The 26,012-nt window shown below is 36.2% G+C and carries 25 protein-coding genes and 1 pseudogene; 6 read left to right on the top strand and 20 right to left on the bottom strand.

The window, feature by feature from the left end:
- Positions 1–19: 19 nt before the first annotated feature.
- Positions 20–382, bottom strand: coding sequence for an Asp23/Gls24 family envelope stress response protein (locus AC1Q8L_RS13275; protein WP_000021109.1), 363 nt, complete (start codon positions 380–382; stop codon positions 20–22).
- A 376-nt stretch (positions 383–758) separates the two neighbouring features.
- Between AC1Q8L_RS13275 and rpmB the strand changes: the two genes are divergently transcribed.
- Positions 759–947, top strand: coding sequence for a 50S ribosomal protein L28 (rpmB, locus tag AC1Q8L_RS13270; RefSeq protein ID WP_000124776.1), 189 nt, complete (start codon positions 759–761; stop codon positions 945–947).
- Positions 948–1,020: 73 nt separating this feature from the next.
- Here rpmB and spoVM read toward each other — a convergent pair whose 3' ends face one another.
- The 17 genes from spoVM to AC1Q8L_RS13185 form a co-directional block, all read right to left on the bottom strand.
- Complete coding sequence (gene spoVM / locus AC1Q8L_RS13265; protein WP_001213599.1) at positions 1,021–1,101, bottom strand: stage V sporulation protein SpoVM; 81 nt, start codon at positions 1,099–1,101, stop codon at positions 1,021–1,023.
- Positions 1,102–1,167: 66 nt separating this feature from the next.
- Positions 1,168–1,848: a thiamine diphosphokinase gene (locus AC1Q8L_RS13260; RefSeq protein ID WP_002094119.1), complete on the bottom strand. Its 681-nt coding sequence runs from the start codon at positions 1,846–1,848 to the stop codon at positions 1,168–1,170.
- Between the two features lie 69 nt (positions 1,849–1,917).
- On the bottom strand, positions 1,918–2,562 hold the full coding sequence (gene rpe / locus AC1Q8L_RS13255) for a ribulose-phosphate 3-epimerase (protein ID WP_000589974.1): 645 nt from the start codon (positions 2,560–2,562) through the stop codon (positions 1,918–1,920).
- Positions 2,563–2,564: 2 nt separating this feature from the next.
- A complete protein-coding gene (gene rsgA, locus AC1Q8L_RS13250) occupies positions 2,565–3,446 on the bottom strand; it encodes a ribosome small subunit-dependent GTPase A (protein ID WP_001113932.1) in 882 nt (293 codons plus the stop codon).
- Positions 3,447–3,693: 247 nt separating this feature from the next.
- On the bottom strand, positions 3,694–5,667 hold the full coding sequence (gene pknB, locus AC1Q8L_RS13245; RefSeq protein ID WP_000904745.1) for a Stk1 family PASTA domain-containing Ser/Thr kinase: 1,974 nt from the start codon (positions 5,665–5,667) through the stop codon (positions 3,694–3,696).
- An 8-nt stretch (positions 5,668–5,675) separates the two neighbouring features.
- Positions 5,676–6,428 (bottom strand): Stp1/IreP family PP2C-type Ser/Thr phosphatase, encoded by a 753-nt coding sequence (locus AC1Q8L_RS13240; protein ID WP_000648708.1) that lies wholly within the window; start codon positions 6,426–6,428, stop codon positions 5,676–5,678.
- A 4-nt stretch (positions 6,429–6,432) separates the two neighbouring features.
- A complete protein-coding gene (gene rlmN / locus AC1Q8L_RS13235; protein WP_000450550.1) occupies positions 6,433–7,521 on the bottom strand; it encodes a dual-specificity RNA methyltransferase RlmN in 1,089 nt (362 codons plus the stop codon).
- Between the two features lie 4 nt (positions 7,522–7,525).
- Positions 7,526–8,860: a 16S rRNA (cytosine(967)-C(5))-methyltransferase RsmB gene (gene rsmB / locus AC1Q8L_RS13230; RefSeq protein ID WP_001249664.1), complete on the bottom strand. Its 1,335-nt coding sequence runs from the start codon at positions 8,858–8,860 to the stop codon at positions 7,526–7,528.
- Positions 8,857–9,801 carry a methionyl-tRNA formyltransferase gene (gene fmt, locus AC1Q8L_RS13225; RefSeq protein ID WP_000598809.1) on the bottom strand — a complete coding sequence of 315 codons (945 nt, stop codon included), beginning with the start codon at positions 9,799–9,801 and terminating at the stop codon, positions 8,857–8,859. Before fmt ends, rsmB begins: the two co-directional genes overlap by 4 nt.
- Before the next feature lie 23 nt (positions 9,802–9,824).
- Positions 9,825–10,295, bottom strand: coding sequence for a peptide deformylase (gene def, locus AC1Q8L_RS13220; protein WP_000279455.1), 471 nt, complete (start codon positions 10,293–10,295; stop codon positions 9,825–9,827).
- 11 nt (positions 10,296–10,306) lie between these two features.
- Positions 10,307–12,712 (bottom strand): primosomal protein N', encoded by a 2,406-nt coding sequence (priA, locus tag AC1Q8L_RS13215; protein WP_000666697.1) that lies wholly within the window; start codon positions 12,710–12,712, stop codon positions 10,307–10,309.
- On the bottom strand, positions 12,709–13,914 hold the full coding sequence (gene coaBC, locus AC1Q8L_RS13210; protein ID WP_492339441.1) for a bifunctional phosphopantothenoylcysteine decarboxylase/phosphopantothenate--cysteine ligase CoaBC: 1,206 nt from the start codon (positions 13,912–13,914) through the stop codon (positions 12,709–12,711). Before coaBC ends, priA begins: the two co-directional genes overlap by 4 nt.
- Positions 13,915–14,086: 172 nt before the next feature.
- Positions 14,087–14,299 carry a DNA-directed RNA polymerase subunit omega gene (rpoZ, locus tag AC1Q8L_RS13205; RefSeq protein WP_000933961.1) on the bottom strand — a complete coding sequence of 71 codons (213 nt, stop codon included), beginning with the start codon at positions 14,297–14,299 and terminating at the stop codon, positions 14,087–14,089.
- A gap of 2 nt (positions 14,300–14,301) precedes the next feature.
- Positions 14,302–14,919, bottom strand: a complete 618-nt coding sequence (gene gmk / locus AC1Q8L_RS13200; RefSeq protein ID WP_001257742.1) for a guanylate kinase — start codon at positions 14,917–14,919, stop codon at positions 14,302–14,304.
- A gap of 13 nt (positions 14,920–14,932) precedes the next feature.
- On the bottom strand, positions 14,933–15,196 hold the full coding sequence (gene remA, locus AC1Q8L_RS13195) for an extracellular matrix/biofilm regulator RemA (RefSeq protein WP_001251456.1): 264 nt from the start codon (positions 15,194–15,196) through the stop codon (positions 14,933–14,935).
- 67 nt (positions 15,197–15,263) lie between these two features.
- A complete protein-coding gene (locus tag AC1Q8L_RS13190; protein WP_000625865.1) occupies positions 15,264–16,139 on the bottom strand; it encodes a YicC/YloC family endoribonuclease in 876 nt (291 codons plus the stop codon).
- A 99-nt stretch (positions 16,140–16,238) separates the two neighbouring features.
- Positions 16,239–18,962 carry a calcium-translocating P-type ATPase, SERCA-type gene (locus AC1Q8L_RS13185; protein ID WP_025117946.1) on the bottom strand — a complete coding sequence of 908 codons (2,724 nt, stop codon included), beginning with the start codon at positions 18,960–18,962 and terminating at the stop codon, positions 16,239–16,241.
- Between the two features lie 105 nt (positions 18,963–19,067).
- On the opposite strand from AC1Q8L_RS13185, the gene AC1Q8L_RS13180 reads away from it, so the two are divergent.
- Entirely contained in the window at positions 19,068–20,777 is a 1,710-nt protein-coding gene (locus tag AC1Q8L_RS13180) for an Rqc2 family fibronectin-binding protein (RefSeq protein ID WP_000863271.1), read from the top strand.
- Between the two features lie 50 nt (positions 20,778–20,827).
- On the opposite strand, the gene AC1Q8L_RS13175 is transcribed toward AC1Q8L_RS13180, so the two are convergent.
- The gene (locus AC1Q8L_RS13175; RefSeq protein ID WP_000736525.1) at positions 20,828–22,009 is read right to left on the bottom strand and encodes a lysozyme inhibitor LprI family protein; all 1,182 of its coding nucleotides are present in this window, start codon (positions 22,007–22,009) and stop codon (positions 20,828–20,830) included.
- Positions 22,010–22,313: 304 nt separating this feature from the next.
- On the opposite strand from AC1Q8L_RS13175, the gene AC1Q8L_RS13170 reads away from it, so the two are divergent.
- Together AC1Q8L_RS13170 and AC1Q8L_RS13165 are read left to right on the top strand one after the other, a co-directional pair.
- A complete protein-coding gene (locus AC1Q8L_RS13170) occupies positions 22,314–23,384 on the top strand; it encodes a M24 family metallopeptidase (protein WP_001026209.1) in 1,071 nt (356 codons plus the stop codon).
- A gap of 82 nt (positions 23,385–23,466) precedes the next feature.
- Positions 23,467–23,991, top strand: a complete 525-nt coding sequence (locus AC1Q8L_RS13165; RefSeq protein ID WP_001012043.1) for a DinB family protein — start codon at positions 23,467–23,469, stop codon at positions 23,989–23,991.
- A gap of 42 nt (positions 23,992–24,033) precedes the next feature.
- On the opposite strand, the pseudogene AC1Q8L_RS13160 reads toward AC1Q8L_RS13165, so the two are convergent.
- Positions 24,034–24,135: pseudogene (locus AC1Q8L_RS13160) on the bottom strand (YoqO family protein); the annotation flags it as partial.
- A gap of 38 nt (positions 24,136–24,173) precedes the next feature.
- Here AC1Q8L_RS13160 and AC1Q8L_RS13155 point away from each other — a divergent pair.
- Both AC1Q8L_RS13155 and AC1Q8L_RS13150 read left to right on the top strand, forming a co-directional pair.
- Positions 24,174–25,559, top strand: coding sequence for a hypothetical protein (locus AC1Q8L_RS13155; RefSeq protein WP_000537865.1), 1,386 nt, complete (start codon positions 24,174–24,176; stop codon positions 25,557–25,559).
- Positions 25,560–25,726: 167 nt separating this feature from the next.
- Positions 25,727–25,981: a YbeF family protein gene (locus tag AC1Q8L_RS13150; protein WP_001003933.1), complete on the top strand. Its 255-nt coding sequence runs from the start codon at positions 25,727–25,729 to the stop codon at positions 25,979–25,981.
- Positions 25,982–26,012 lie beyond the last annotated feature (31 nt).

The raw sequence follows: 26,012 nt of genomic DNA, 5'->3' as shown, positions 1-26,012 counted from the left end.
TTTTCCTCCTTAATGCACATTACAAGTTTATTACTTTAACTCCTTGTACGTAGATGTTTACAGAATCTACTGCTAGTCCTACAGTTTGATCTAATGTATATTTCACTTTCGTCTGCACATTATGTGCCACTTCTGAAATTTTCGTACCATAGCTCACAATAATATACATATCAATATGTACTTCATCTTCATCTTTACGAACAATAACACCTCTAGTGAAGTTTTCTTTTCGTAAAATGTCTGTTAATCCATCTTTTAACTGATTTTTTGATGCCATACCTACGATACCGTAGCAATCTACCGCGGCACCTCCAGCAATTGTTGCAATTACATCTGTACTAATATCAATTTGACCGTACTTCGTTTTAATTTCAATTGACATCTCGTTTCCCCCTTCATAAATGGTGAAAGTGAGCTAGACTACTTTAGTTACTATCATATAATCTTTTTAAAGAAAATTCCATCGTTCTTTCTTTTCACTCTCATATTTTATGTTTTAAATTACACTTTTTTATGATGAGCAAAATAGTCCATTGTTATTATACAACATGTACCACTATAATATGTCAAGCAATTTTTATGGATTTTAACTTTTCTTCATTGACATATAGTGTCAAGTAAATTTTCTTGATTTCTTTTTTCTACGGTGTTGCATTCTCTTTTTAGTTGTGTTAAATTATAGTAGTGTTTTTAGCATCGCATAAAAGACTAACATTGAAAAATTACGTATGGTAAGGTATCAAGGGAGGGAAATATAAATGGCTCGTGTTTGTGCTATTACTGGAAGAAAAGCTCGTTCTGGTAACTCTCGTTCTCACGCAATGAACGCTACAAAACGTAAGTGGGGCGCTAACCTTCAAAAAGTTCGCGTACGCATCGACGGAAAAGTTCAACGTGTTTACGTTTCTGCTAGAGCATTAAAATCTGGCAAAATCGAACGTGTTTAATAATAAAAAAAAGAGCCGATAGGCTCTTTTTTTACTATAACAATGGAAAAAGCACCGGTGATAGGTGCTTTTTTTAATCTTTTTTGAAGGTATTTAACATTGCACGAACAATTCCACCAAGAAATTTAGGTAACTTAATTGTATAAAATCTCATGGTTTCCCTCCTAATCCCCATTACTCCACTTGGTCACTATATGATGTAAGGAGCAAAATTGTTTCTTCAATCAGTGCTTCTTATCAACATTAATATGCCAGAAGTAAATGAAAAAGTACCTTTTTCCTCAACGAGTTCGTTACTAATACAAAGTGTTGATCCCCACTCTATTGTTTTATTAGTAAGAGGGTACTTAAAACCAAACAATGTAATCCCTTCCACTATTTCAGTAACTGGTACAAAAGATACATAAGGAAAATTTTTATTTTCTTCAATTATATGTGTACCCACTTTTTTAACTGTTATTTCATTTTTATTGTCCACAATACACATTTCTATCTCTACTTCTAACCCTTTTAAAAGCATTTGTATATTTGCCAAACCGTGATCAAGTCTTCCACCGGTAGCACCAAAAATACGAATTAGTGCCGGCTTCTGTCCTAATGCCCAGTTGATTGCAATTTCTAAATCCGTTTGATTTTTTTCCCGCGGAACAATATGTAATTCGTTCGTTTGCTGTCCCATCCATACTAATTCTTCTTCAGTAACTGAATCGTAATCTCCAAACGCAACAGCCGGGGTAATCCCTTTCTTTAATAGACGGTATACTCCCCTATCAACCGCAGCCCACACTACTTCCTCATTCTCATATCGAGCAAAATCTGCGCAATATTCCGAAGGTCCTCCTGCTAAAATATGAATAATCATTTTTTCTTCCCCTTCCATTGTAAAAAGGCAATCTGCCATTCGGTAGATTGCCTTTTTACATATTTTTACCCTATCCTATGAATACCTTACTAGGATAAAAGTTCATCACTACCCACGAATTACGCGAATTGCTTCACCGCGGTCTTTTTGATTGTATACTGCTGATCCAGCTACAAGTACATTTGCTCCTGCTTCCACACAAAGTCTTGCTGTTTCAGCATTTACACCACCATCAACTTCAATTTCTACTTCTAGATTGCGCTCTTTCACCATGTCTGCAACTTGTTTAATTTTCGGTAATACAGAATGGATAAACTTCTGTCCACCAAATCCAGGGTTTACTGTCATAAGTAGTACCATATCTATATCTTCTAATACATGCTCAATCACTGAAACTGGCGTATGTGGATTTAATACAACGCCCGCTTTAATACCGTGAGATTTAATTAACTGAATTGTACGATGCAGATGTGGACACGCCTCTACGTGAACAGTAATAATATCCGCTCCCGCTTGTGCGAAAGTCGGGATATAGTTATCAGGATTTTCAATCATTAAATGTACATCTAATGGTAATGATGTAATTGGACGGATAGCTTCTACAATTAATGGTCCAATCGTAATATTTGGTACGAAGTGTCCATCCATTACGTCAACGTGAATGTAATCCGCTCCGCCCTTTTCTACATCTTTAATCTCTTCCCCTAATTTTGAAAAATCTGCTGATAAAATCGATGGTGCAATTTTAATCATAACTAATACCTCGGCTTTCTCTCTCTAATTTCTTCTACGAATTGTTTATAGTTCTTATAGCGATATTCTGTAATCTTCCCTTCTTCAACCGCAGCTTTCACAGCACATTTCGGTTCAGAAAGATGTGTACACCCTCTAAATTTACAGTATTGGCTCGCTTCTTTCAACTCTGGAAAACAATATGTAAGATCTTCTACTTCTATATCAATGAAATCTAGTGAACTAAAACCCGGTGTATCTGCTACTAGTCCACTCCCAATTGCAATTAATTCTACGTGTCTTGTCGTATGCTTCCCGCGCCCTAAATGGGAGGATATATCATTTGTTTTCAGCTCTAATTCTGGACGTAGCACATTAAGCATTGAAGATTTCCCAACACCAGATTGACCCGCAACGACAGAAACACAATTTTCTAAGTATGGTTTTAATATATCAATACTTTCTGACGTATTAATAGAAGTAAATAAAACATCATAACCCATCTCACGATAATCATTCGCATATGCTTCAACAGTTGCTTTCATCTTTTCATCTACTAAATCCATCTTGCTAATACAAATAATTGGCTTAATGTTATGATATTCAATCAGCACTAAAAATCGATCTAACAGTCCAGGATTAAAATCTGGTTCGACTGCAGAGAACACAAGGATCGCTTGATCGACATTAGCAATAGGAGGTCTAACAAGTTCATTTTTTCGATCAAACACTTCAAGCACATAACCTTCAGTTGGATTATCTGCCTGAAAAACAACTTGGTCTCCTACAAGTGGTGTAATTTTATTTTTTCTAAATACACCTCGCCCACGACATTGCGTAACCCCTTCTTCATGCTGCACGTAATAAAACCCACTTAAAGCTTTTATAATTTTTCCTTCTGGCATAGAATTCTCCTTTTTTTGTATAAGGTGATGCTGAATTTAAAAATGAATGGATTTAAATTTTCCAAATAACGATTTCAAAACCTACCATATATACTTTCGCTAATATACATTAAATTTCCCATTAAATGCAAAAAAATAATTACAGCTGCATCACTTTACTAGCTTTTTGAATCATATATTTTTGCCTGCTATACCGTCCACTTTGTAGACAGCATAACAGGCAATAATAATAAGTAGACTTTCACTATTATTGAGTTGGATATGGTACTTCTTTATCAATAATCGTTACTCCATCTCGTACAATTTTATAGTGTCCCTTTGAACCTTCTTGAATTACAAATTCTAAAGAAATAGTCGTTGATTCAGTAATTGTTCTCGTTTCAACCGGTCTATCCATTTTTTGCTGCATGTCTTCTTTATAAATTTCTATTGTTTGCGGCTTTTTTTCACCTGTTACAGCAGGCTCATATGGGATAGAGATATTGTCCACTTTTACCGTTTTAGTCACTTTAGGCTTTTGACCATCAGAGATAATAATAGTTACTTTATCTCCCTCTTTTAATGGTGTACCTGGTTTTGGAAATTGCGAAATTACAAGTCCTTTTTCGACTGAATCTGAATACTCTCGTTTTATATCTGACGTTAGTTTTCTCTCATTCAAATAACCAGTTACACTATTTTCAGTCCACCCCGAAAAGTCACCTGGTCTAATTTGATAAGGACCTTTACTTACCCAGATTTTCAGTTCTTGCTCCGCTTCTATAACCATTTGATCAGGCGTCGGAATTTGCTCTACAATTTCACCTTTCGGCTTATCATTTTCAATATAATTTACTGTAACTTGTTTATATTTTTCTTCTAACTCAGCTTTTACACTCTCAAAGTTTTTCCCTGTGAAATTCGCCATCTTACTTTTCTTTTTTCCACCTGATTGATAGATAGTAATTTTAGCGTTTTCTTTTACGACTCTTCCTGCTACAGGTTCCGTTTTTATTACATCCCCAACTTCAATATCATCTGTATATACAATATTAGGCTCCGTCACCTCAAAGCCTTTTTCTACTAACGTATTTACAGCTGTCGTGTATTTCATACCAGCCACATCAGGAACTTTCACATCTTTCGGAATAAATAATCCTGGAATAACCGTAAGCGCTAATGTTATTCCTATTGCTAAAAATAAAAATGTTGAAATTAAAACTTTAAGCCACTTGTTACTCCGTTTTTTCTTCTTATCTAACTCAGCTGCTTCTGCTCTTATCGGTTCTTCCACCTTACTCCCTTTTAAAACAATCGTTTCATCACTTACATTTTCAAATAATTGTTCTTGTTGAATAATCGGAATCGCTTTCGTCGCTTCCATATCTTCTGGTATGTAAAATGGTTGCTCATTTATCCTCTCTGGATATAGCGCAGTTTCAATATCTCGCTTCATCGCATTGGCAGATTGATATCGATGGAAAGGATCTTTTGCAGTTGCCTTTAATATAATATTTTCAACACTTTGCGGAATATTTTCATTCCATCTTTTTGGTGATGGGATTTCACTTTGTAAATGTTTTAAAGCTATAGCAACAGCAGATTCGCCAGAAAACGGTTGTCTTCCTGTTAACAATTCAAACATAACTATTCCAAGAGAATAAATATCCGATTGTTTATTTGCTATCCCGCCACGTGCCTGTTCTGGTGATAAATAATGGACTGAGCCCAGTACTGAATTTGTATGTGTAATTGTTGTTGCACTTGTAGCTGTCGCAATTCCAAAATCTGTTACTTTTATTATTCCATCAGCTCGAATTAAAATATTGTGCGGCTTTATATCACGATGCACAATTTCAAAATGATGGGCGTGTGCCATGGCGGATGTTAACTGCTCCATAATATCAAGAGCTTCTCCTATAGGTAACATACCTCGCTCAATTATGTATTGCTTCAATGTTTGCCCGGGTACATATTCCATGACAAGATAATATATACCATCTTCTTCTCCGACATCATACATATTCACAATATTTGGATGCGACAACGTTGTAACAGACTGCGCTTCTCGATGGAAACGTTTAATAAACTCTTCGTTATTTGAGTAGTCGAGTCTTAATATTTTTACCGCTACATCTCGGCCAAGTATATCATCATGAGCTAAATATACATTGGCCATTCCGCCACCACCAATCATTTTCAGCAGCTTATAACGGTCATTTAAGCGTTTTCCAATCAGCACGTTGCACTTCACCTACTTTCGTTTGTCGAACCCGCATAATCAATAAGAACAAGTGTGATATTATCTTCTCCACCGCGATCATTCGCCAATTGAATGAGACGCTGCCCTTTACCTTCAAGCTGTTCATTTAACTGTAAAATTTGTTGCATATCATCAATAGAAACTTTGTTTGATAACCCATCAGAGCAAAGAAGTAATTGATCATCTTCCTCAAGCACCAACGTTTTAACATCTAATCCAACTTTTTCTTCTGTTCCTAGCGCTCTTAATAACACATTCTTTTTCGGATGATACTCTGCATCTTCCTTTGAAATTTCACCATGTCTCACAAGCTCATTTACAAGCGAATGATCTTCCGTTACAAGCGTCATTTCTCCTTCTGATACCATATAGCAACGACTATCTCCTATATGCCCTATCGTCACAAAACTTGGTGTACAAACAGCTATTATAAGCGTTGTTCCCATACCATTACATTCTACATTTTGCTGAGCGTATTCATATATGCGCTCATTAATAATCCCAACACTAGTATGTAACCATTGTTCTACTTTTTTCGGTTCATTCATATTATGCGTTTGCTTCCAATAATCATGGAATAATTGAATGGCCATCGAGCTAGCTACATCACCAGCTCGATGACCTCCCATTCCATCTGCTACTACCGCTAAAACATTTCCATCTAAATTGTGAAAAACTCCTGCACTATCTTCATTATGTTGACGAACTTTTCCTTTATCCGATAGAAATACGGCTTTCATCTCGTCACCTCGTCTCTTCTTTGCGCTCCTTCGCACGCAACTGACCGCAGGCTGCGTCAATATCATGACCTTGTTCACGGCGAATCGTTACATTCACTCCACGATCTTTTAACGTTTTCTCGAACAAGAAAATTTGCTCACGTGGTGTACGTACATAATCACGTTCAGGTACGTAGTTTACCGGGATTAAGTTTACATGACATTTTACACCTTTTAAGAGCGCAGCAAGCTCTTCAGCGTGCTCAACTTGGTCATTTTCTCCTCCAAATAATCCATATTCAAAAGTAATACGGCGCCCTGTTCTATTTACATAGTATTTAATAGCTTCCATTAAATCCGGTAATTTATAAGCACGGTTAATCGGCATTAACTTTGAACGTAATTCTGAGTTTGGAGCATGCAATGAAATCGCAAAATTAATTTGTAGTTCTTCTTCAGCAAACTTATAAATTTTCGGGATAATTCCACTCGTCGAAACAGTCATATGTCTAGCACCAATATGAAGTCCTTTTTCATGGTTAGTGATGCGTAAGAATCCCATTAAATTATCGTAGTTATCAAATGGTTCTCCAATTCCCATAACAACAAGAGAACTTACACGTTCTTCTGTTTCATCAAGCGCACGCTGAACTTCTACTACTTGCGCTACGATTTCTCCAGCTTCTAGGTTTCGTTTTAGTCCACCAAGTGTCGAAGCACAGAACGTACATCCAATACGACAACCAACTTGCGTTGTTACACAAATGGAATTTCCATATTCATGTCGCATTAATACCGTTTCAATAGAATATCCGTCATATAATTGGAATAAGAATTTAATCGTTCCATCTGAAGACGTTTGTTTTACTAACGTGTTTAAAGTAGTAATATCAAAGGAATTCGACAATTTATCACGCAATCCTTTAGAAAGGTTTGACATATCCTCATAATTTTTTACACGTTTTTTATATAGCCAGTCAAAAATTTGTCCAGCGCGGAACTTCGGTTCTCCTTGTTCCTTTAACCAATCTTGCATTTCATGAAGTTGTAAAGAGTAAATTGATGGTTTCTTCGTTTCTACATTTTTCTTTTGTTTTCTTACAGTTGTTTCCATGATGCTACACCTTCTTCCTTAAACAAGCAATATAAAAGCCATCCGTTGCAAAATAATGCGGTAAAATTTGTACTTGACCTTCATTAATATACGGACTTAATTTTTCTGGCATACGTTCTTTTATCGTAGTATCCCATTCAAATTCAGGATGTTCTTTTAAAAATTTATCTATTACTTGTTCATTTTCTATTTTCTCAATTGTGCACGTACTATAAACAAGACGACCGCCTTGTTTTAATAATGGTGCTATTTTTTCTAGTATCGCAAGTTGAATCGTCGATAATCTTTCACTATCGCCTTTATCTTTTCCTAACTTAATATCAGGCTTACGTCTAATTACACCAAATCCAGAACACGGTGCATCTACCAATATTTTATCAAACGTTTCATTTGCAAAGTGCTCTTGCACTTTTCTAGCATCTAGCGCTTTTGTTTCGACATTTTCTAGACCAAGTCGCTCTGCTTGCTGTTTAATTAAACGTACTTTGTGTGCATGTAAATCAAGGGACATGACCTTACCAGTTCCCTTTAATCGTTCCGCGATATGCGTTGTTTTTCCGCCTGGAGCAGCACAACTATCAAGAACTGCATCTCCCGTATTCGGTTCTAAAGCGCGTGCTACAAGCATAGAACTTTCATCTTGAATAGAAAGAAATCCTTTTTTAAACGCTTCTGTATGCGCTACATTTCCTCTTTCAATCTGAATTGCATCATCTGACAAGTCACCACGTTTTGCTTCTATACCTTCACTTGCCAACAACTCAATCGCTTCTTCTACCGTTACCTTATCAACATTCACACGTGCTGTTGGTACAGGTGGTAACATGTTTACTTCGCACATTTTCTCTGCAGTTTCTAAGCCATATGCAGAAGTCCACTCTTGTACAAGCCAAACTGGATGACTCGTCGCAATTGCAAGACGTTCTACTGGATCCTTGATTTCATCTACAGAAGGTACACCTTCTCTCTGAATCGAACGTAATACACCGTTCACCATACCAGCAATTCCTTTATGCCCGCGACGCTTTGCAATCTCAACCGCTTCATGAATAGCCGCTCTTTCTGGCACTCGGTCTAAATAAATCATTTGATATAAAGATAAGCGAAGCAATACTCTTACCCACGCCTCAACCTTCTTTTTTAAAAAAGGCTGTAAATAATAATCTAATGTGTCACGACGTTGAATCGTTCCATATACAATTTCAGTTAATAAACCAATATCTTTTCTATCAATTGCACTTTTTTCAATTAGATTATTTAAAAGTAAGTTGCTATATGCACCACTTTTTTCCACTTGAATTAAACCATCAAGAGCTAATTCACGAACATTTTGTCTCATGCATTTTCTCCTAACTTCGTTCCAATTTCAGGTTTTGTTCCACGTAAAAATTGTGAACAACTCATACGCTTTTTACCAGAAGGTTGCAATTCAGTAATTTTAACACCTGTTTCATTACTAGTTGCTACAACAAAACCATCTTCTTCGATTGCAACAATCGTACCTGCTTCAGCCGGTTCAGTTACAGGCACTTTTTCTCCCCACCATACTTTAACAACTTGTCCTGCTAAAGTTGTATAAGCAACTGGCCATGGATTCAATCCGCGAATGTGATTGTATACTTCTTCACCTGTTTTTGTCCAATCAATTTTCTCTTGTTCACGTTTTATATTGTAAGCAAACGTTACTTCTTCTTCATTTTGTTTAATCGGTTCTAACTTACCTTGAATTAATAAAGGTACTGTTTTAGATAGAAGGTGTGCTCCAGCTTCACTTAATTTATCAAATAATGAGCCTGTCGTTTCACGCTCTTCAATTTCCACTTCCACTTGCGTTAAGATATCACCAGCATCCAATTTTTCTACCATATACATAATTGTAATACCAGTTTTTTCTTTACCTTCCATAATTGCATAATGAATTGGTGCACCACCACGAAGTTCAGGAAGTAAAGAAGCGTGGACATTAATACATCCATAGTTCGGTGCTTCTAAAATTTCATTTGGTACAATCTGACCAAATGCAGCTGTTACAATTAAATCTGGCTCTAATGCCAATACTTTTTCATATTCATCTTTTTCACGAATTTTTAACGGCTGTAACACAGGGATACCATGTTTTTCCGCTTCAACTTTAACAGGTGTAGGTGTTAATACTTTTTTTCTACCTACTGGACGATCAGGTTGCGTCACAACACCTACTACCTCATAGCCATCTTCAATAAGACGACGAAGCACCGGCACTGAAAAGTCCGGTGTTCCCATAAACACTACTTTTATCATTTAAAAACCGCTCCTTTTAACACCTATTCTAGTTCGTTTTCTTCATAATATCTTGTCACTTTCGATGTAAATAAAACACCGTGTAAATGATCGATTTCATGTTGAATTGCACGCGCTAAAAATCCTTCCGCTTCTAATAAAAATACTTTCCCACGGCGATTTTGCGCTCTTACTTTAATATAATCGGCACGTTCTACTTCACCATAAAGTCCCGGGAAGCTTAAACAGCCTTCGGGACCTACTTGTTCACCACGTTTTTCTAATATTGATGGATTGATTAACTCGATTTTCCCAGTATCATCATCGACATCAACAACCGCTACTTGCAAGCTTACACCTACTTGAGGCGCAGCTAAACCGACTCCGTCCGCAATTAACATTGTTTCATGCATATCTTTCAACAATTTCACTAACTTTTTATCAAAGTTAATTACTCTTTCACATGGTGTTTCTAACACTTCATTTGGATGCTTTATTATTTCTAAAACTGCCATATTTCCCTCCGCTACATTAACATTGTTGGATTAAAATCAATTGAGATTTGTAGCTCTTTTTGCATTTCTGCTTGATAATGTTCATTTACCATTTTGAGCACGTTCTTTAAGTTTGGTTCCCGTTTGTATTTTATCATGCATTGATAACGATATCTATCTTTTATCCTTGGAATTGCTGAAGCAACTGGTCCTAACACCATTGTTTGCTGTGAGCAATGCGTTCGTAAATACGAGGCAATTTTTTCCGTCACTTGCACCGCTTTTAATAATTCTGGATGAGATACGGTTATGAGTACAACATAGTAATATGGGGGATATTGTCTTGTTCGCCTCATTTGCATTTCTTGGTCAAAAAACACATCATATTGTTGGTTCTTTGCTAACTCTATACTGTAATGTTCTGGCGTATACGTTTGAATCACAACTTCCCCTGGCAATTCATGTCTACCCGCTCGTCCACTTACTTGCGTCAATAACTGATATGTCTTTTCACTTGCCCGAAAATCAGGTAAGTGAAGCATCGTATCTGCAGTTAAAACCCCAACAAGAGTTACTTTCGGAAAATCTAATCCTTTAGCAATCATTTGTGTTCCAAGTAATATATCTGCTTTTTCTTCCCCAAATGCCTTTAATAATTTTTCATGCATTCCTTTTCGACTTGTCGTATCTACATCCATTCGAATGACTCGCGCCTCTGGAAATAGTTTTGTAATTTCTTCTTCTACCTTTTGTGTACCTGTACCAAAGAAACGAATGTATGTACTTTGACAAGCAGGACACTCAGTTGGCATATTTTCTTCATAACTACAATAATGACATTTTAAACGATGATTCATTTTATGATATGTCAATGAAATATCACAATGCGGACATTGTACAACATACCCACAATCACGGCACATAACAAATGTAGAATGACCTCTTCTATTTAAAAATAGTACCATCTGTTCTTTCTTTTCTAATCGATCTGCTATTTTTTCATGCAGCGCCTTAGAAAACATTGATCTATTCCCGTCACGAAGTTCTTCTCGCATGTCAACAATCTCTACCGTTGGTAAAGCTTGTTCATTCATACGTTTTTCCATTGTTAGTAGTTCATAAACACCTTTTTTCGCCCTTGCAAACGATTCAAGTGTTGGTGTCGCACTACCAAGAACGATAGGACATTTATGATATTGCCCTCTCCAGATAGCTACATCTCTTGCATGATACCTCGGATTATCTTCTTGTTTGTAACTTGATTCATGCTCTTCATCAATAATAATAATCCCTAAATTCTCAAAAGGCGCAAAAACGGCTGAACGCGCACCAACTACAACTTTCACTTCTTTTCTTAAAATCTTACGCCACTCGTCATACTTTTCTCCTACAGACAACGCACTATGAAGAACTGCAACTTGCGAGCCAAACCTACCTTTAAAACGATCCACCATTTGGGGCGTTAGTGCAATTTCAGGAACAAGAACGATAGCTTCTTTTCCTTTCTCGAGCACTGCTGCTATAGATTGTAAATATACTTCTGTCTTTCCACTTCCTGTAACACCATATAGTAAAAATGGATTATAAGTTTCATTTGTAATTGATGATAAAATCGGTGTAATAACTTGTTTTTGTTCCTCCGTAAGTGGAAATGGTTTCGTTTGTTCAAAATCATCATCGTCATACGGATTTCGGTATACTTCCACATAATTTTCTGAAATGAAGCCCTTTTTAACAAGTGCTTTTATTGGAGCATCTGTTATTTGTAACTCTTCTGTAATTATTTTCAACGGTACACTTTTATAATTTTCCACAAAATAATAAAGTACATCTTGTTGTTTTTTACTTTTCAGTTCAAATGCCGCTAATTCCAATTTATCTTCTGGCAACTCCGGCTGAACAACTCTTTGCTTCTTCTTTTGTACTTTATCTTTCACTTGATAAACGACTTCAACCGTACCATTTTTAATTTCTTGTTGAATAGTCCGGTATAAATGTGGCTGCTGCTCGATTACTTCAAAATCAATTGCTTCTTTATCCTGAAATAAATATAGTATTTCAGATGCTATTTCTTCCTGCTTACAAATTTGTAGACGTTTTTTATACGTTGCTTTTATCGCAGTTGGAAGCATCACTTGAAAAGCTGAAATCATGTAGCATAACGTTTCACTTGTAAGCCAATATCCAAGCTTTAATAATTCATCATTTAAAACCGGTGTTACATCTAATATTTCATGGATTGTCTTTAACTTCTTACTTTCTACATCCACCGAATCTTTAATCCCAATAATAAAACCTTGTAATTTCCTTGGCCCAAACGGAACTACTACACGCATTCCTGTCTGTACAATATCTTCCCATTTTTCAGGGATAATGTAATCAAATGGTCGATCTGTCTGACGGGCAGGTACATCAACAATTACACTTGCAAATTTCATAAACGATCATCTTCTAACATCATTTCAATTTGCTTTAATATTTCACGAGCTACCTCTTTTTTCAGTAAAAGTGGTAACTCAATAACTTTTCCATCTTTTCTATACATTGTTACAATATTCGTATCCGTGCCAAATCCAGCTCCTTGCGCTTTTACATCATTCGCGACAATCATATCTGCATTTTTCTCACGTAGTTTTTTCGTTGCATATTCCTCTACATTTGTCGTTTCAGCAGCAAAACCGATAAGTAACTGTTTATCCTTTTTCTGACCTAACGTTTTTAAAATATCCACCGTTCTTTCGAGTTCAATGACAGCATCACCATTTTGCTTTTTCATTTTATTATCATGAACATATTTCGGACGATAATCTGCAACTGCTGCTGTTTTAATGACAACGTCTACGTTTTGATAATGTTGAAGAACTGCTTCTAACATATCTTGTGCAGATTCCACTTGCACTGTCGTTACATGTAACGGTGGATTTAATGCTGTCGGTCCTGAAACGAGTATAACATCAGCGCCTAAATTCGCCGCCACTTCTGCAATCGCATACCCCATTTTTCCAGAAGAAAAATTCGTCATAAAACGAACTGGATCAACTTTTTCACGTGTTGGGCCAGCAGTTATTAATATTCTTTTTCCCTGCAATGGTTTGTGTTCTGAGAAAGCTTCCTCTAACCGTGCAATAATCGCTTCAGGTTCTTCTAGTCGTCCCTTCGCTACATATCCACATGCTAAAAAGCCTTCCCCAGGCTCAATAAATGTATATCCTAGCGTTTTCAATGTCATCATATTTTTTTGAACAATTTTATTTTCATACATATGCACATTCATAGCAGGCGCAATCCATACCGGGGCTGTAGTAGCTAACACAGTAGTTGTAATCATATCATCTGCAATACCACCAGCTAACTTTCCAATACAATTGGCAGTAGCAGGTGCGACAAGTACAACATCCGCCCAATCTGCTAAATCAATATGAGCAATAACAGCCGAGTCTTTCTCATCAAACGTATCCGTATATACATCATGGCGAGAAAGCGCTTGGAATGTAAGAGGCGTAACAAACTTCATTGCCGACTCACTCATCATTACTTTTACAATCGCGCCAGATTGTGTCAATTTACTCGTTAACGCAGCTGCTTTAAAAACCGCAATGCCTCCTGTTACACATAGAAGTATCTTTTTCCCTTTTAGCATATGACTCGTCCTCTTTCTTTTTCAAACTTATAATACTGAAATAGAATTCCCAGCTCGTCAGTACCAATATTTCATTCCTTTCGTAAAAAAATAACAACCTACTTGTAAATAGGTTGTTACCGTTACATAGAAAATTATAAAGTCTATGTTTTATTTTGTCGAAGGCAAAGGCTTATTCAGCTACTTTATCTTCACTTGGTACGTAGCTTAATGCTTCTGCATCGATTTCTTCTAATGCTTTACCTACACATTTATGAGAAACAGGTTGCTCTACAACACAGTTATTAGCAAGTTGCATTTCACGTGCGCGTTTTGCAGCCACTGTTACTAATGTGTACTTAGAATCGATTTTTTGTAGTAATGAGTCAATTGATGGATTTAACATAATTATAGACCCTCCGTCATTTCTTTATAATATTTTGCTACCCTTTCGCGGCGGCAATGTTCGCCAACCACAATTGCTTTAATTCTATCACAAGCTAATTCAACTTGATCGTTTTCTACTACATAGTCGTAAGCGTCCATCATCTCGATTTCTTCTTTCGCTACAGTTAAACGATTTTCAATAACATCTTCAGTCTCTGTACCACGTCCGACAATACGGCTCTTTAGTTCAGATAAACTTGGAGGTGCTAAGAAAATAAATACACCTTCTGGGAAAGCTTTCTTAACTTGAATTGCTCCTTGCACTTCAATTTCTAAGAATACATCTTTTCCTTCTTGTAATGTTTTTTCAACATAGTCAATTGGTGTTCCGTAATAATTACCTACGAACTCAGCCCACTCAAGTAATCTTTCATTACGAATCATTTCCTCAAATTCTTCTCTTTCTTTAAAAAAATAATCCACACCATCTACTTCACCTTCACGCGGCTTACGTGTCGTTACTGAAATAGAGTACTGAAAACGTGTATCCTCATGGCTAAACAGCTCTTTACGAACCGTTCCTTTTCCAACCCCAGAAGGCCCTGAAAGAACGATGAGCAATCCTCTTCTACTTCTCATAAATATGTAAAACCTACCCTTCCTCACTTAAATCTTCTTTATTATTCAAACGATGTGCAATCGTCTCTGGTTGAATTGGACTTAATACAACATGCCCATCATCCATAACAATAACCGCCCTTGTTTTTCTCCCATACGTAGCATCAAGCAAAGCATTATGTTCGCGTGCTTCTTGTACTGTTCGTTTAATAGGAGCTGACTCCGGACTTACAATAGCAATAATTCGATGAGCAGATACAATATTTCCGTATCCAATATTTAAAAACCGCATGGCCATAGTTTGCGCCTCCTAGTAAGTCTATCCGATTTCTCCACCACGTATAACTTTATATATTTTTTGAAAGCTACTCAATATTTTGTACTTGTTCACGAATTTTTTCAAGGTTATTTTTCATTTCTACAACATATTTTGAAATTGTTAAGTCATTTGCCTTAGAACCAATCGTATTAATTTCTCTATGCATCTCTTGCACGATGAAATCCATTTTCCTTCCAACAGGCTCTTCAATCTGCAATGTTTCACGAAATTGCTCTAAATGACTTTGCAAACGAACTAACTCTTCATGAATATCACAACGCTCTGCAAAGATTGCGACTTCTGTTAGCAATCTTTGTTCATCTAACTCTTGATTATGTAATTCTTTTAAGCGATTTTCTAATCGTTCACGATATTTTTGTGTAACAATTGGTGCATGTGGAATAATTGCATTTACACAATTGCTAATCTCTTGTAAACGATACGCTATATCTTTATGTAATCGTTCTCCTTCGTCATCTCTCATCGTTTTCAACATATGAGCAGCTTGACGAACAGCCTCATATAAACTGTTCTCAAAATGTTCATTTACATTTTCTATTTCTTCAATTGCTGTTACTTCTGGCATTGCCATTAATTGCTCGAGTGTAATAGAATCTTGTAATTGAAACTTTCCTTTTATATCTTCCATCATCGATTGGTACTGCTCAAGAAGTGACCAATTCACACTTAATTTTCTTTCAACAAGTCCTTCACCTGCTATACTAATAGACACTTCAATGCGTCCACGTCGAACTTGCTGTGCAATTATTTTACGAATTTTGTCCTCAAATACCATCATTTGCTTAGGAAGTCGAATACTCATCTCTAAAAAACGGTGGTTCACCGATTTCATTTCTACTGTAATTTGAAAAGTATCACTTTCTACTTTCGATCTTCCAAACCCTGTCATACTAGAAATCATTTTTATCACATCCAAGCCATAAAATAACTCAATGAAAAAGGTAATAGAGACAAGGCTCTACTACCTTCTGTAAATTATATCACATTTTCATAACATTGACTATTTCAAGTTTAATCCCTTCTTATATAACATTGGCTTTTTCTTTTTCGCCTTTTTCCCTGTTAATAAAGAACCTACTAGTAAGAAAGTCGGAATTGATGACAAACCTCCAATTAATAACCAATCTCTTGCTTGTATCGGCATTGTGCTAAAAATCGGTTGTAACGGTGGATAATATATCACTACTAGCATGAGTAGTAATGAAATGATAACCGCCCCTACTAAATACACGTTCCCAAATGGATTACGATGAAAAACAGAATGCTCACTACGACAATCAAATACATGAATAAGCTGAGCAAGTACCAACGTCGCGAACGCTACAGTTTGTGCATATTTGAGTTCATTTGGATGTTGGTTATACGCAATAATAAACGCTACTAACGTCACTGCCCCAATTAAAAAACCTCGACTTATTATTTTCCACGCAAGCCCTCTAGCGAATACCCCTTCTTTCGGGTGGCGCGGCGTTCTCTTCATCACATCTCCTTCAGCCTTATCCAAACCTAATGCCATCGCTGGTAAACCATCAGTAACTAAGTTCACCCATAAAATTTGAATAGGAACCATCGGCAGGGGTAATGCAAGTAACATCGCAAATAACATAACTAAAATTTCTCCAACATTTGATGCTAATAAATATCGGATGAACTTACGTATGTTCTCGTATATATTTCTTCCTTCTTTAATCGCTGACTTAATTGTAGCAAAATTATCGTCTAGTAAAACAAGTGAAGAGGCTTCTTTTGCAACATCTGTTCCTGTAATCCCCATCGCTATCCCAATATCCGCTGTTTTTATAGCTGGAGCATCGTTCACTCCATCACCTGTCATCGCTACTATATGCCCTTGATTTTGCAGTGCCTTAACAATTTTTAATTTATGTTCAGGTGATACACGAGCGAATACATACGTATCTTCTACAACATTTTCTAATTCCTCCACATCCATATTCGCGAGTTCTACTCCTTCAACAACGCGTCCATCTGGTGGCAAAACTCCTAATTGTTCAGCAATCGCCATTGCTGTCACTTTATGATCACCTGTAATCATTACTGTTCGAATACCAGCTTCTTTACACTCTTTTACCGCCTGCGCCACTTCTGGTCTTGGTGGGTCAATCATACCTTGTATCCCAACCAACATAAAATCTTTTTCAACGTCTCTTTCATGTTCAATAGAATCCGTTATTTTTAAAGGTTTAAACGCAACTGCAATTGTTCGAAGCGCTTGACTACCTAAGCTATGAATAGCCGCCTGTACTTCTTTTCTATATAGCTCACTTAACGGCTGTTGCTTATCCCCCCATAAAATCGTTTGACTCATTTGTAAAAGAACATCCGGTGCTCCCTTCGTAACAATAAACTTTTTCCCCTCTCGATCTCGTACAATAACACTCATCATTTTTCGAGTTGAATCAAATGGAAATTCACGAATAACTTCAAATTTCCCTTTCAATGCCTCACGTGTTATCCCAGCTTTCATTGCTGCAGCTACAAGCGCTCCCTCTGTTGGATCTCCATCTAATACGTACGCCTTTTTCTTTTGAATAATATTTGCATTGTTACATAGTGAACCAAATGTAAGTAGCTGATAAAGTGCTTTTGTCTTAGCTGGATTCACTTCTTTTTCACCTTTCATAAAAGAGCCATTAGGTTCATATCCTTGCCCTGTCACTTTCCACAATTCTCCGCCTGACCACATATGTGTTACCATCATTTTGTTTTGCGTCATTGTTCCCGTTTTATCAGAACATATAACGGAAGCACAACCTAACGTTTCTACGGCTGGTAACTTTCGTACAATTGCTCTCTTTTTTATCATACGCTGTACACCAAGTGATAAAGCTACTGTAACAATTGCTGGCAACCCTTCTGGAATAGCCGCAACAGCCAGAGACACACCAGCTAAAAACATATGATATACTTCATTCCCTTGATACACACCAGCTAATACAACGAGTGCTGTCAAAATAAGAGCCACAATAATTAATATTTTTCCGAGCTGTTCTAACCTTCTTTGCAGTGGTGTTTCAATTTGCTCTGCATTTTGTAACATATTTGCAATTTGCCCCATCGCTGTATTCATACCAGTTGCTACAACGACTCCTGTACCAGATCCTCGCGTAATCATTGTCCCCATAAAAGCCATATTTTTTTGATCACCAATTGCAACATCTTGCCCTTGCAATGCTTCTACCTTCTTTTGTACAGGTACGGACTCCCCTGTCAAAGCAGACTCTTCAATATATAAACTTGATGCTTCAACAAGACGCACATCAGCCCCAATACGATCACCACTGGAAAACTTAATAATATCACCTAAAACAAGTGCTTTAGATGGTGCTTTTACCCACTTTCCATTCCGCATTACAGTAACTTGTGGAGCGGCTAGTTCCTTTAAAGCTTCCAATGATTTTTCAGCTTTTCTTTCTTGAAAAAATCCGAGAATACCATTGATAATAACAATGGCAACAATAGCAATAGAATCAATGTATTCACCTAAAAACGCAGAAACAATTGTTGCTCCAAACAAAACGAGTACCATGAAATCTTTAAACTGTGCTAAAAATACCATTAGTGCAGAAGGCCTTTTTGCTTCTTCTAATTCATTAGTACCAAATTTCTTTACGCGCCCTTCTGCTTCTTTCTCTGTAAGTCCAACCTTTACATTCGTATTCGTTCTTTCTTCCACTTCATGTGCCCGCATTCCATACCAGTTCATCCTGCCATCGACCTCCTGATTCCAGACATACTCTATTGAAAGCTTATTCAGCCTCGTCCAAAAAAATGCTATAATTAACTTTTAGTTAGAAAGGAGTGTTCATTTATGGCATTCGATGGATTATTTACAAGAGCAATTACACATGAAATTGCAAATTCTCTTTACACAGGAAGAATTTCCAAAATATATCAACCTTCAAAGTATGAGATTTTATTACATATTCGAGCAAACGGAAAGAACCAAAAACTAATTCTTTCGTCTCACCCTACATATGCGCGTCTGCACTTAACGAATCAAAACTACGATTCACCAGCAATACCGCCAATGTTTTGTATGCTTCTTCGTAAACATTTAGAAGGTGGGTTTATTGAAAAAATTGAACAAATTGACTTAGAACGTATTATTCAAATTACAGTTCGCAGTCGGAATGAAATTGGAGACGAATCATTAAAAACATTAGTAATCGAAATAATGGGCCGACATAGTAACATTATCTTAGTAGATACGAAAACAAACGTTATTTTAGATAGCTTAAAACACATATCTTTAGCGGTAAACCGCCATCGTACTGTATACGCTGGAGCTGAATATATTGCACCACCAGCACAACATAAAATTAACCCACTTCAGATTGAAACAAATGATGAATTTATTAGACCACTAGACTTTCTATCTGGAAACATGGATAAACAGCTTGTCGGCACCTTTACGGGAATATCCCCGTTATTCGCAAAAGAAGTAGTGAAAAAAGCTGGTATGGTAAATGAAAAAGCATTAGCGGATGCATTTTTCTCCATACAAAAACCATTATTAACTCATACATATTCACCAGCGATGACTACTTCAAATGGGAAAGAATTCTTTTATCTTTTCCCTCTTGCACACTTGCAAGGAGAAGATAAGACGTTCTCATCTGTTAGTGAATTGCTTGATCGTTTCTTTTTCGGAAAAGCAGAGCGCGATCGTGTAAAACAACAAGCTCATGATTTAGAACGCTTTATGCAAAATGAAAAAAATAAAAACGAGAAAAAACTCATTAAACTCGAAAAAACACTGCAAGATGCTGGAAAAGCAGATAAATATCAACTATTTGGAGAGCTACTTACAGCTAATATGTACGCTTTGAAAAAAGGCGATAAAGATATTGAGGTCGTTAATTATTACGATGAAAATGGCGGAACTGTAAAAATCACATTAGATCCTTTAAAAACACCGTCTGAAAATGCACAACGCTATTTCCAAAAGTATCAAAAAGCAAAAAATTCAGTTGTTGTTGTAGAAGAACAAATCGAAAAAACCAATGAAGAAATTCTTTATTTTGATAGCTTACTTCAACAAATGGAAGCTGCTTCTTCAAAAGATATTGAAGAAATTCGTGAGGAATTAGCTGAAGAAGGTTATGTGCGCAATCGCAAAACGAAAAACGCAAAGAAAAAGCCTACTAAGCCAGTATTAGATAAATATTTAGCAAGTGATGGCACAGAGATTTTCGTTGGTAAAAACAATAAACAAAATGATTATTTAACAACGAAGTTTGCCCGCCGTGATGAAATTTGGTTACATACGAAAGACATACCTGGCTCTCACGTTGTCATTCGTTCTTTAGAGCCTGCTGAAGAAACTTTACTAGAAGCTGCCAAAATTGCCGCTTATTACAGTAAAGCGAAAGAGTCTAGCTCTGTACCTGTTGATTTCACTAAAATACGCCATGTGAAAAAACCGAGTGGTGCAAAACTTGGTTTTGTTACGTACGACAATCAGCAAACCGTATATGTAACACCAGATGCTGATATTGTAATGAAATTAAAAGCGTAAATACAAAAATGCGTTGCTTATAAGCAACGCATTTTTTATATTCGTTCACACTAGTTCATATACCCATTTACTAATTCATAACATCTTGCTTTTGTCATCTTATATTTCTCTTCTGAAGCTTCTATACGCCTCATCGTTCCATTATTTGTATCAGTACCAATTGCTTTAACTTTACTTTCTTTTTCTTTAACCCACGCAATTTGTTTCGTTTTTAACGACTGAAACGCATCAGGTGACATCGTACTTTTTAATGTACTGTAAATTTCATTTAGTTTATTATCCCACAGTTCATAATTTCCTTCTATTTCATTTACTATATCATTGGTTGACATAGCATTCGTATGTTTTTCTTGTTTATCTATAGCAGCTAATTCACTTAAAACATTTGCTCTATCTATCTTTGAAGAAGATTCTTTTTGCGATTGTTTCTCTTCTTTTGAGCCTGTATACGCACTCGAATCCTTTCTCTGTACTTGTTCTGTTTCTTGAATATTTCTTTCTTTCGTTACCTTTTCATACCTATTTTTATCTACATTGTATGAAATAAGAGATGTTTTCGCATTTACAGTAATTAATCCGTTACTATCTTTGAATATGTATTTCTTATCGCCACTATTTTCTTCACTTACAAATGACACATTCTTATCGTCTGGCATTTGTAAAATTCTATTTGCTTCTTCTTTTGTAAGTTTTAAATCTTCAGGAAAAACGAATGACCATTTATCCATTAACCATTCCCCTTCTTTATACACCAAATGAAATTCCCAATCTTGGGCCGCATTACCTATTTCATCTTCTAAACTTAATGTATGTACCGTTAAATTTTCTTTATCTTGTGAAGAAGAAAATCTTATTTCAGTTTGAAAATAATTTGGGAATGGTAACATATCAGTCTCTCTCGATCTATTAAAGTTAGCAAGCAATTCAGGAAGCTGATTCTCTACAAACTTTTCTGAAACCAATCCTTTAACTCCTTTTTTAGCTGTCTCTAAATCCCCAGGATTATTTCGGCTCCATCCATTTTCTTTTTCCATCTCACTAAACGCATTTGCTATTCCATCTACACTCTTTCTTACAATCTTTTTTGCTTCTTTTTCTGTCACTTCTGGCGCTTCATCAAGCTGGTCAATCATTTTATTCACTTGAACTTTGTTTTCACTTGTTTCACACCCCGTTATAACAAGCATACTAGCGGCCAAACAAAATGACATTACTTTACTTAATTTCTTCATACATTCACATTCCTTAACCCAATTTTTTCGTTACATCTCTTTACCTACAAAAAAACGTAACAATCCCTTATTATACCAATTTTTTAATTTATTTATACAAAAAATATAATACTTAAATTAAAAAGATTTTGTTTGCAAGTTTACATTATTGTTCATTCACATAAAAACTTACTGTAAAAATTTTATATATATTTATTTTACATCCGTCTAGTTTTTTTGACACACAGCTACCCTCTTCTCTTTTATTCTAAATAAATATATTGGCACAATTCTTGCTTTATTAATGTAAAAAGGAGGAATTAAAATGAATATAAGAATAACTAACATCCAAAAACAACTACATAATTACGGAATCGACGGGTTACTTATTACAAAGAAAGAAAACCGTCAATATGCAACAGGCTTTACAGGTAGCGCTGGCGTCGTCTTAATCTCTGCCGATCAAGCTGTTTTTATCACTGATTTCCGCTATGTAGATCAAGCGAAATCACAAATAAAAGATGCTGAAATTATTATGCATAAAGGAAATTTAGAAAAAGAAATTGCACATCAAGTATCGAAATTAAACATTCAAAAACTTGGAATTGAAGAAAACAACATGACATTGCAACAATATAAAAACTTGCAAAAATACGTACAGGCGGAAATGATTCAAGTGTGCGAAATTATCGAAAATATTCGTATCATTAAAGACACGCCTGAAATAGAAACAATGAAAATTGCAGCTAATATCGCGGACGAAGCATTTCACCACATTCTTACGTTTCTAAAACCAGGAATAAGTGAAAATGCTGTACGAGATGAATTAGAATTTTTCATGCGAAAAAAAGGGGCTACATCTTCTTCATTCCAAATCATTGTAGCCTCAGGCGTTCGTTCTTCACTTCCCCATGGAGTTGCATCAAATAAAATAATCGAACGAGGGGATATCGTTACATTAGACTTCGGTGCACTTTACGACGGATATTGTTCCGATATAACACGTACTGTAGCAATAGGGGAACCATCGGAAGAATTCAAAAAAATATACAATGTTGTACGAGAAGCGTTAAAACGTGGGACTGAAGCGATTAAGCCTGGAGAAACTGCGAAAAGTATCGATGATATAACGAGGGATTACATTACAGAACATGGATACGGTCAATACTTTGGCCACTCTACTGGGCACGGTCTTGGGTTAGAAATACATGAACCTCTTCGCTTATCTCAAGAAAGTACGGCTACTTTAGAAGAAGGTATGGTTGTTACAGTTGAACCTGGTATTTACATTCCGAACTGGGGCGGTTGTAGAATTGAAGATGATATCGTCATTACAAAAGATGGATATGAAGTTATTACAAAATCAAATCGAGAACTAATTGTTATTCCTTGTTGAAATCACGACCTTTTTTAAAGGAGTTTTTCGTTGCACATAGAATTCTTTCTCTGGAGTCATCGTTTAAGAGGGGGAATTTAAATTGAATTTTGTAATTGATAAGATAGATGGGTTACAGCCTGAATTTTCAAATCTTGTTTCCATGATGAATTACGCTCGCTATACAACAATGCAAGGGGTGGAAGGTTTAACAATTGAGGAACTTGATTATTTATATGATAAGGACACAAATTCAATTGGCATGTTATTGTACCATATGGCCGCTATTGAATTTTACTACCAGATTCATACTTTTGAAGACCGTGAACCAACGGAGGCTGAATTAGAACGCTGGTTACCTGGCATTGAATTAGGCGATCTTGGACGTGAGAAAATAAAAGGAAACGCTATAGAATTTTACATAAATACATTACAAGAAGTACGTTCCAAAACAATCGAGACTTTTCAATCGTTACCTGATGAATGGTTATTTAAAACGACAGACTTTTGGTATGACAAACCAGCAAATAACTATTTTAAGTGGTTTCACGTTTTTGAAGATGAAATCAATCATCGTGGACAAATTCGTTTAATTAAAAAGATGCAAAAAGCTCATGCAGTAAAATAAGAAAGTGCCACCATATAAGGTGGCACTTTCTTTTATTCATTTTTTAGGATTAACTGTATTGTAACATCCATTTATCGTTCTCACCATTACAGTACATGAAATTTTTTTCTTTTTCCTATACTCACATACTTTCACTGCTTTCATACAATACACTACACGAATGCCTAAAGGATGTGAATGTTATGGGAGTTGAATTAACGCTATTACACGCTCTCTACATTATTTGTTTACTCACTATTATTACCTTTTTTATTCTCCGAAAAGATACGACTATCATTTGTATCGTTTTTATCTTTTTATTAGCATTAACTGCAACAAGTTCTATCCCTCTTGCCATTAGCGGAATTTTTCAAAGTTTCATTTACGCCATTACTGAGCTATTACCAACTATATTAATCATCTCCATTATCGTATCAATGAGCAATTTACTCGTTCATACTGGCATAAATGATACGATGATTTCACCATTTACAAAAATGATTCGTACACCTACACTCGCCTACTGGATTATCGGCCTTTTAATGATGACCATTTCTTTCTTCTTTTGGCCTTCTCCAGCTGTCGCCTTAATGGGAGCTATTTTATTACCGGTTGCTGTACGTGTCGGCCTTCCTCCAATTGGGGTTGCAATTGCTATGAACTTATTTGGACACGGCATCGCCTTATCTGGAGACTTCGTTATTCAAGGTGCACCGAAATTAACTGCAGACGCGGCTGGTCTCCCTGTTTCCAGCATCGTATCTGCAAGTGTTCCACTCGTTATCGTTATGGGCATTGTGACAACTTCTGTCGCTTTTTTCTTCTTACGAAAAGAGTTTCATACAGGCTTATCTATACAAGAAGCTATTCCATCAACTGAGTCTTCTAAAACGCTCACTTCATTATCTTCTCGCATAAAAAAATGGCTCGCTATTTGTATCCCTATCATATATATCATTGATATCCTTTGCATGATTCAATTTAAATTACAAGGAAGCGACGCAACTGCACTTATCGGCGGAACGACTGTTATTATGATTATCATCATTTCCCTCATCGCCTACAAAGGAAATGGACTGAATAAAACGACCGATTATTTCATAGAAGGGCTCCAATTTGGCTTTAAAATTTTCGGACCAGTTATTCCTATCGCTGCACTCTTTTATTTAGGAGATAGTGGATTTGTAAAAATTATCGGGGACTATTTACCGAAAGGTTCACACGGAATCATTAACGACTTAGGCATCGCTTTATCTCAAACTGTTCCTTTAAATCAATATGTATCGGCAGGGACATTAACCATCGTTGGTGTCATTACCGGCTTAGATGGATCAGGTTTTTCAGGTATATCACTTGCTGGTTCCATTGCCAATCTTTTTGGAACAGCACTTGGCCATGGAACAGCTACATTAACAGCACTCGGGCAAATTGCAGCTATATGGACCGGGGGCGGGACGTTAATTCCTTGGGCACTTATTCCTGCTGCTGCGATTTGTAAAGTCGATCCATTTGAACTTGCACGCCGAAACTTTTTACCGGTTGTTATCGGTTTAATTGTCACCACGATCGTTGCGATGTTTATTCTATAACGTAAGCAAGTGTTCTCTTGCTTACGTTTTTTGCTTGTAAAATTCATCATGAATTATCAGTTTTCAAGAGGGATTCGTTATTACTTAGCGAAATTATATTAGGAGAGTAATTATTTCAAAACGTTTACGAGAAACAGATTACTGCAATTAGAAAAGGGGACATACCTATGAATGAATTGATTTTCGTCTTATTAATTTGTCCATTACTTATCTTTATCGTTTCTGTTATTGGAACGCGCAAGACGAAAACGTATTACGTAATGCCGATTGTAACGTTTGCTAGTTTTTTAATAATAGGTGTTATCGCCTTTACTCCAAAATTTTTCTTTTGGGTTGGCATGTACAGCATCTTCTCATTTATTGTTTCTTATATGACTTTATTGTTTGTAAGAGGATATGAGCTTGCAGAAAGCGCTAAGTAGTTAAGGAGATTGTAATATGATTTTCTTTGAT

It is taken from the genome of Bacillus sp. GW823-FHT06A11 (assembly GCF_058795355.1).
The sequence above is the reverse complement of the archived record's forward strand: the minus strand, read 5'-3'. Positions and strand labels throughout refer to the sequence as shown.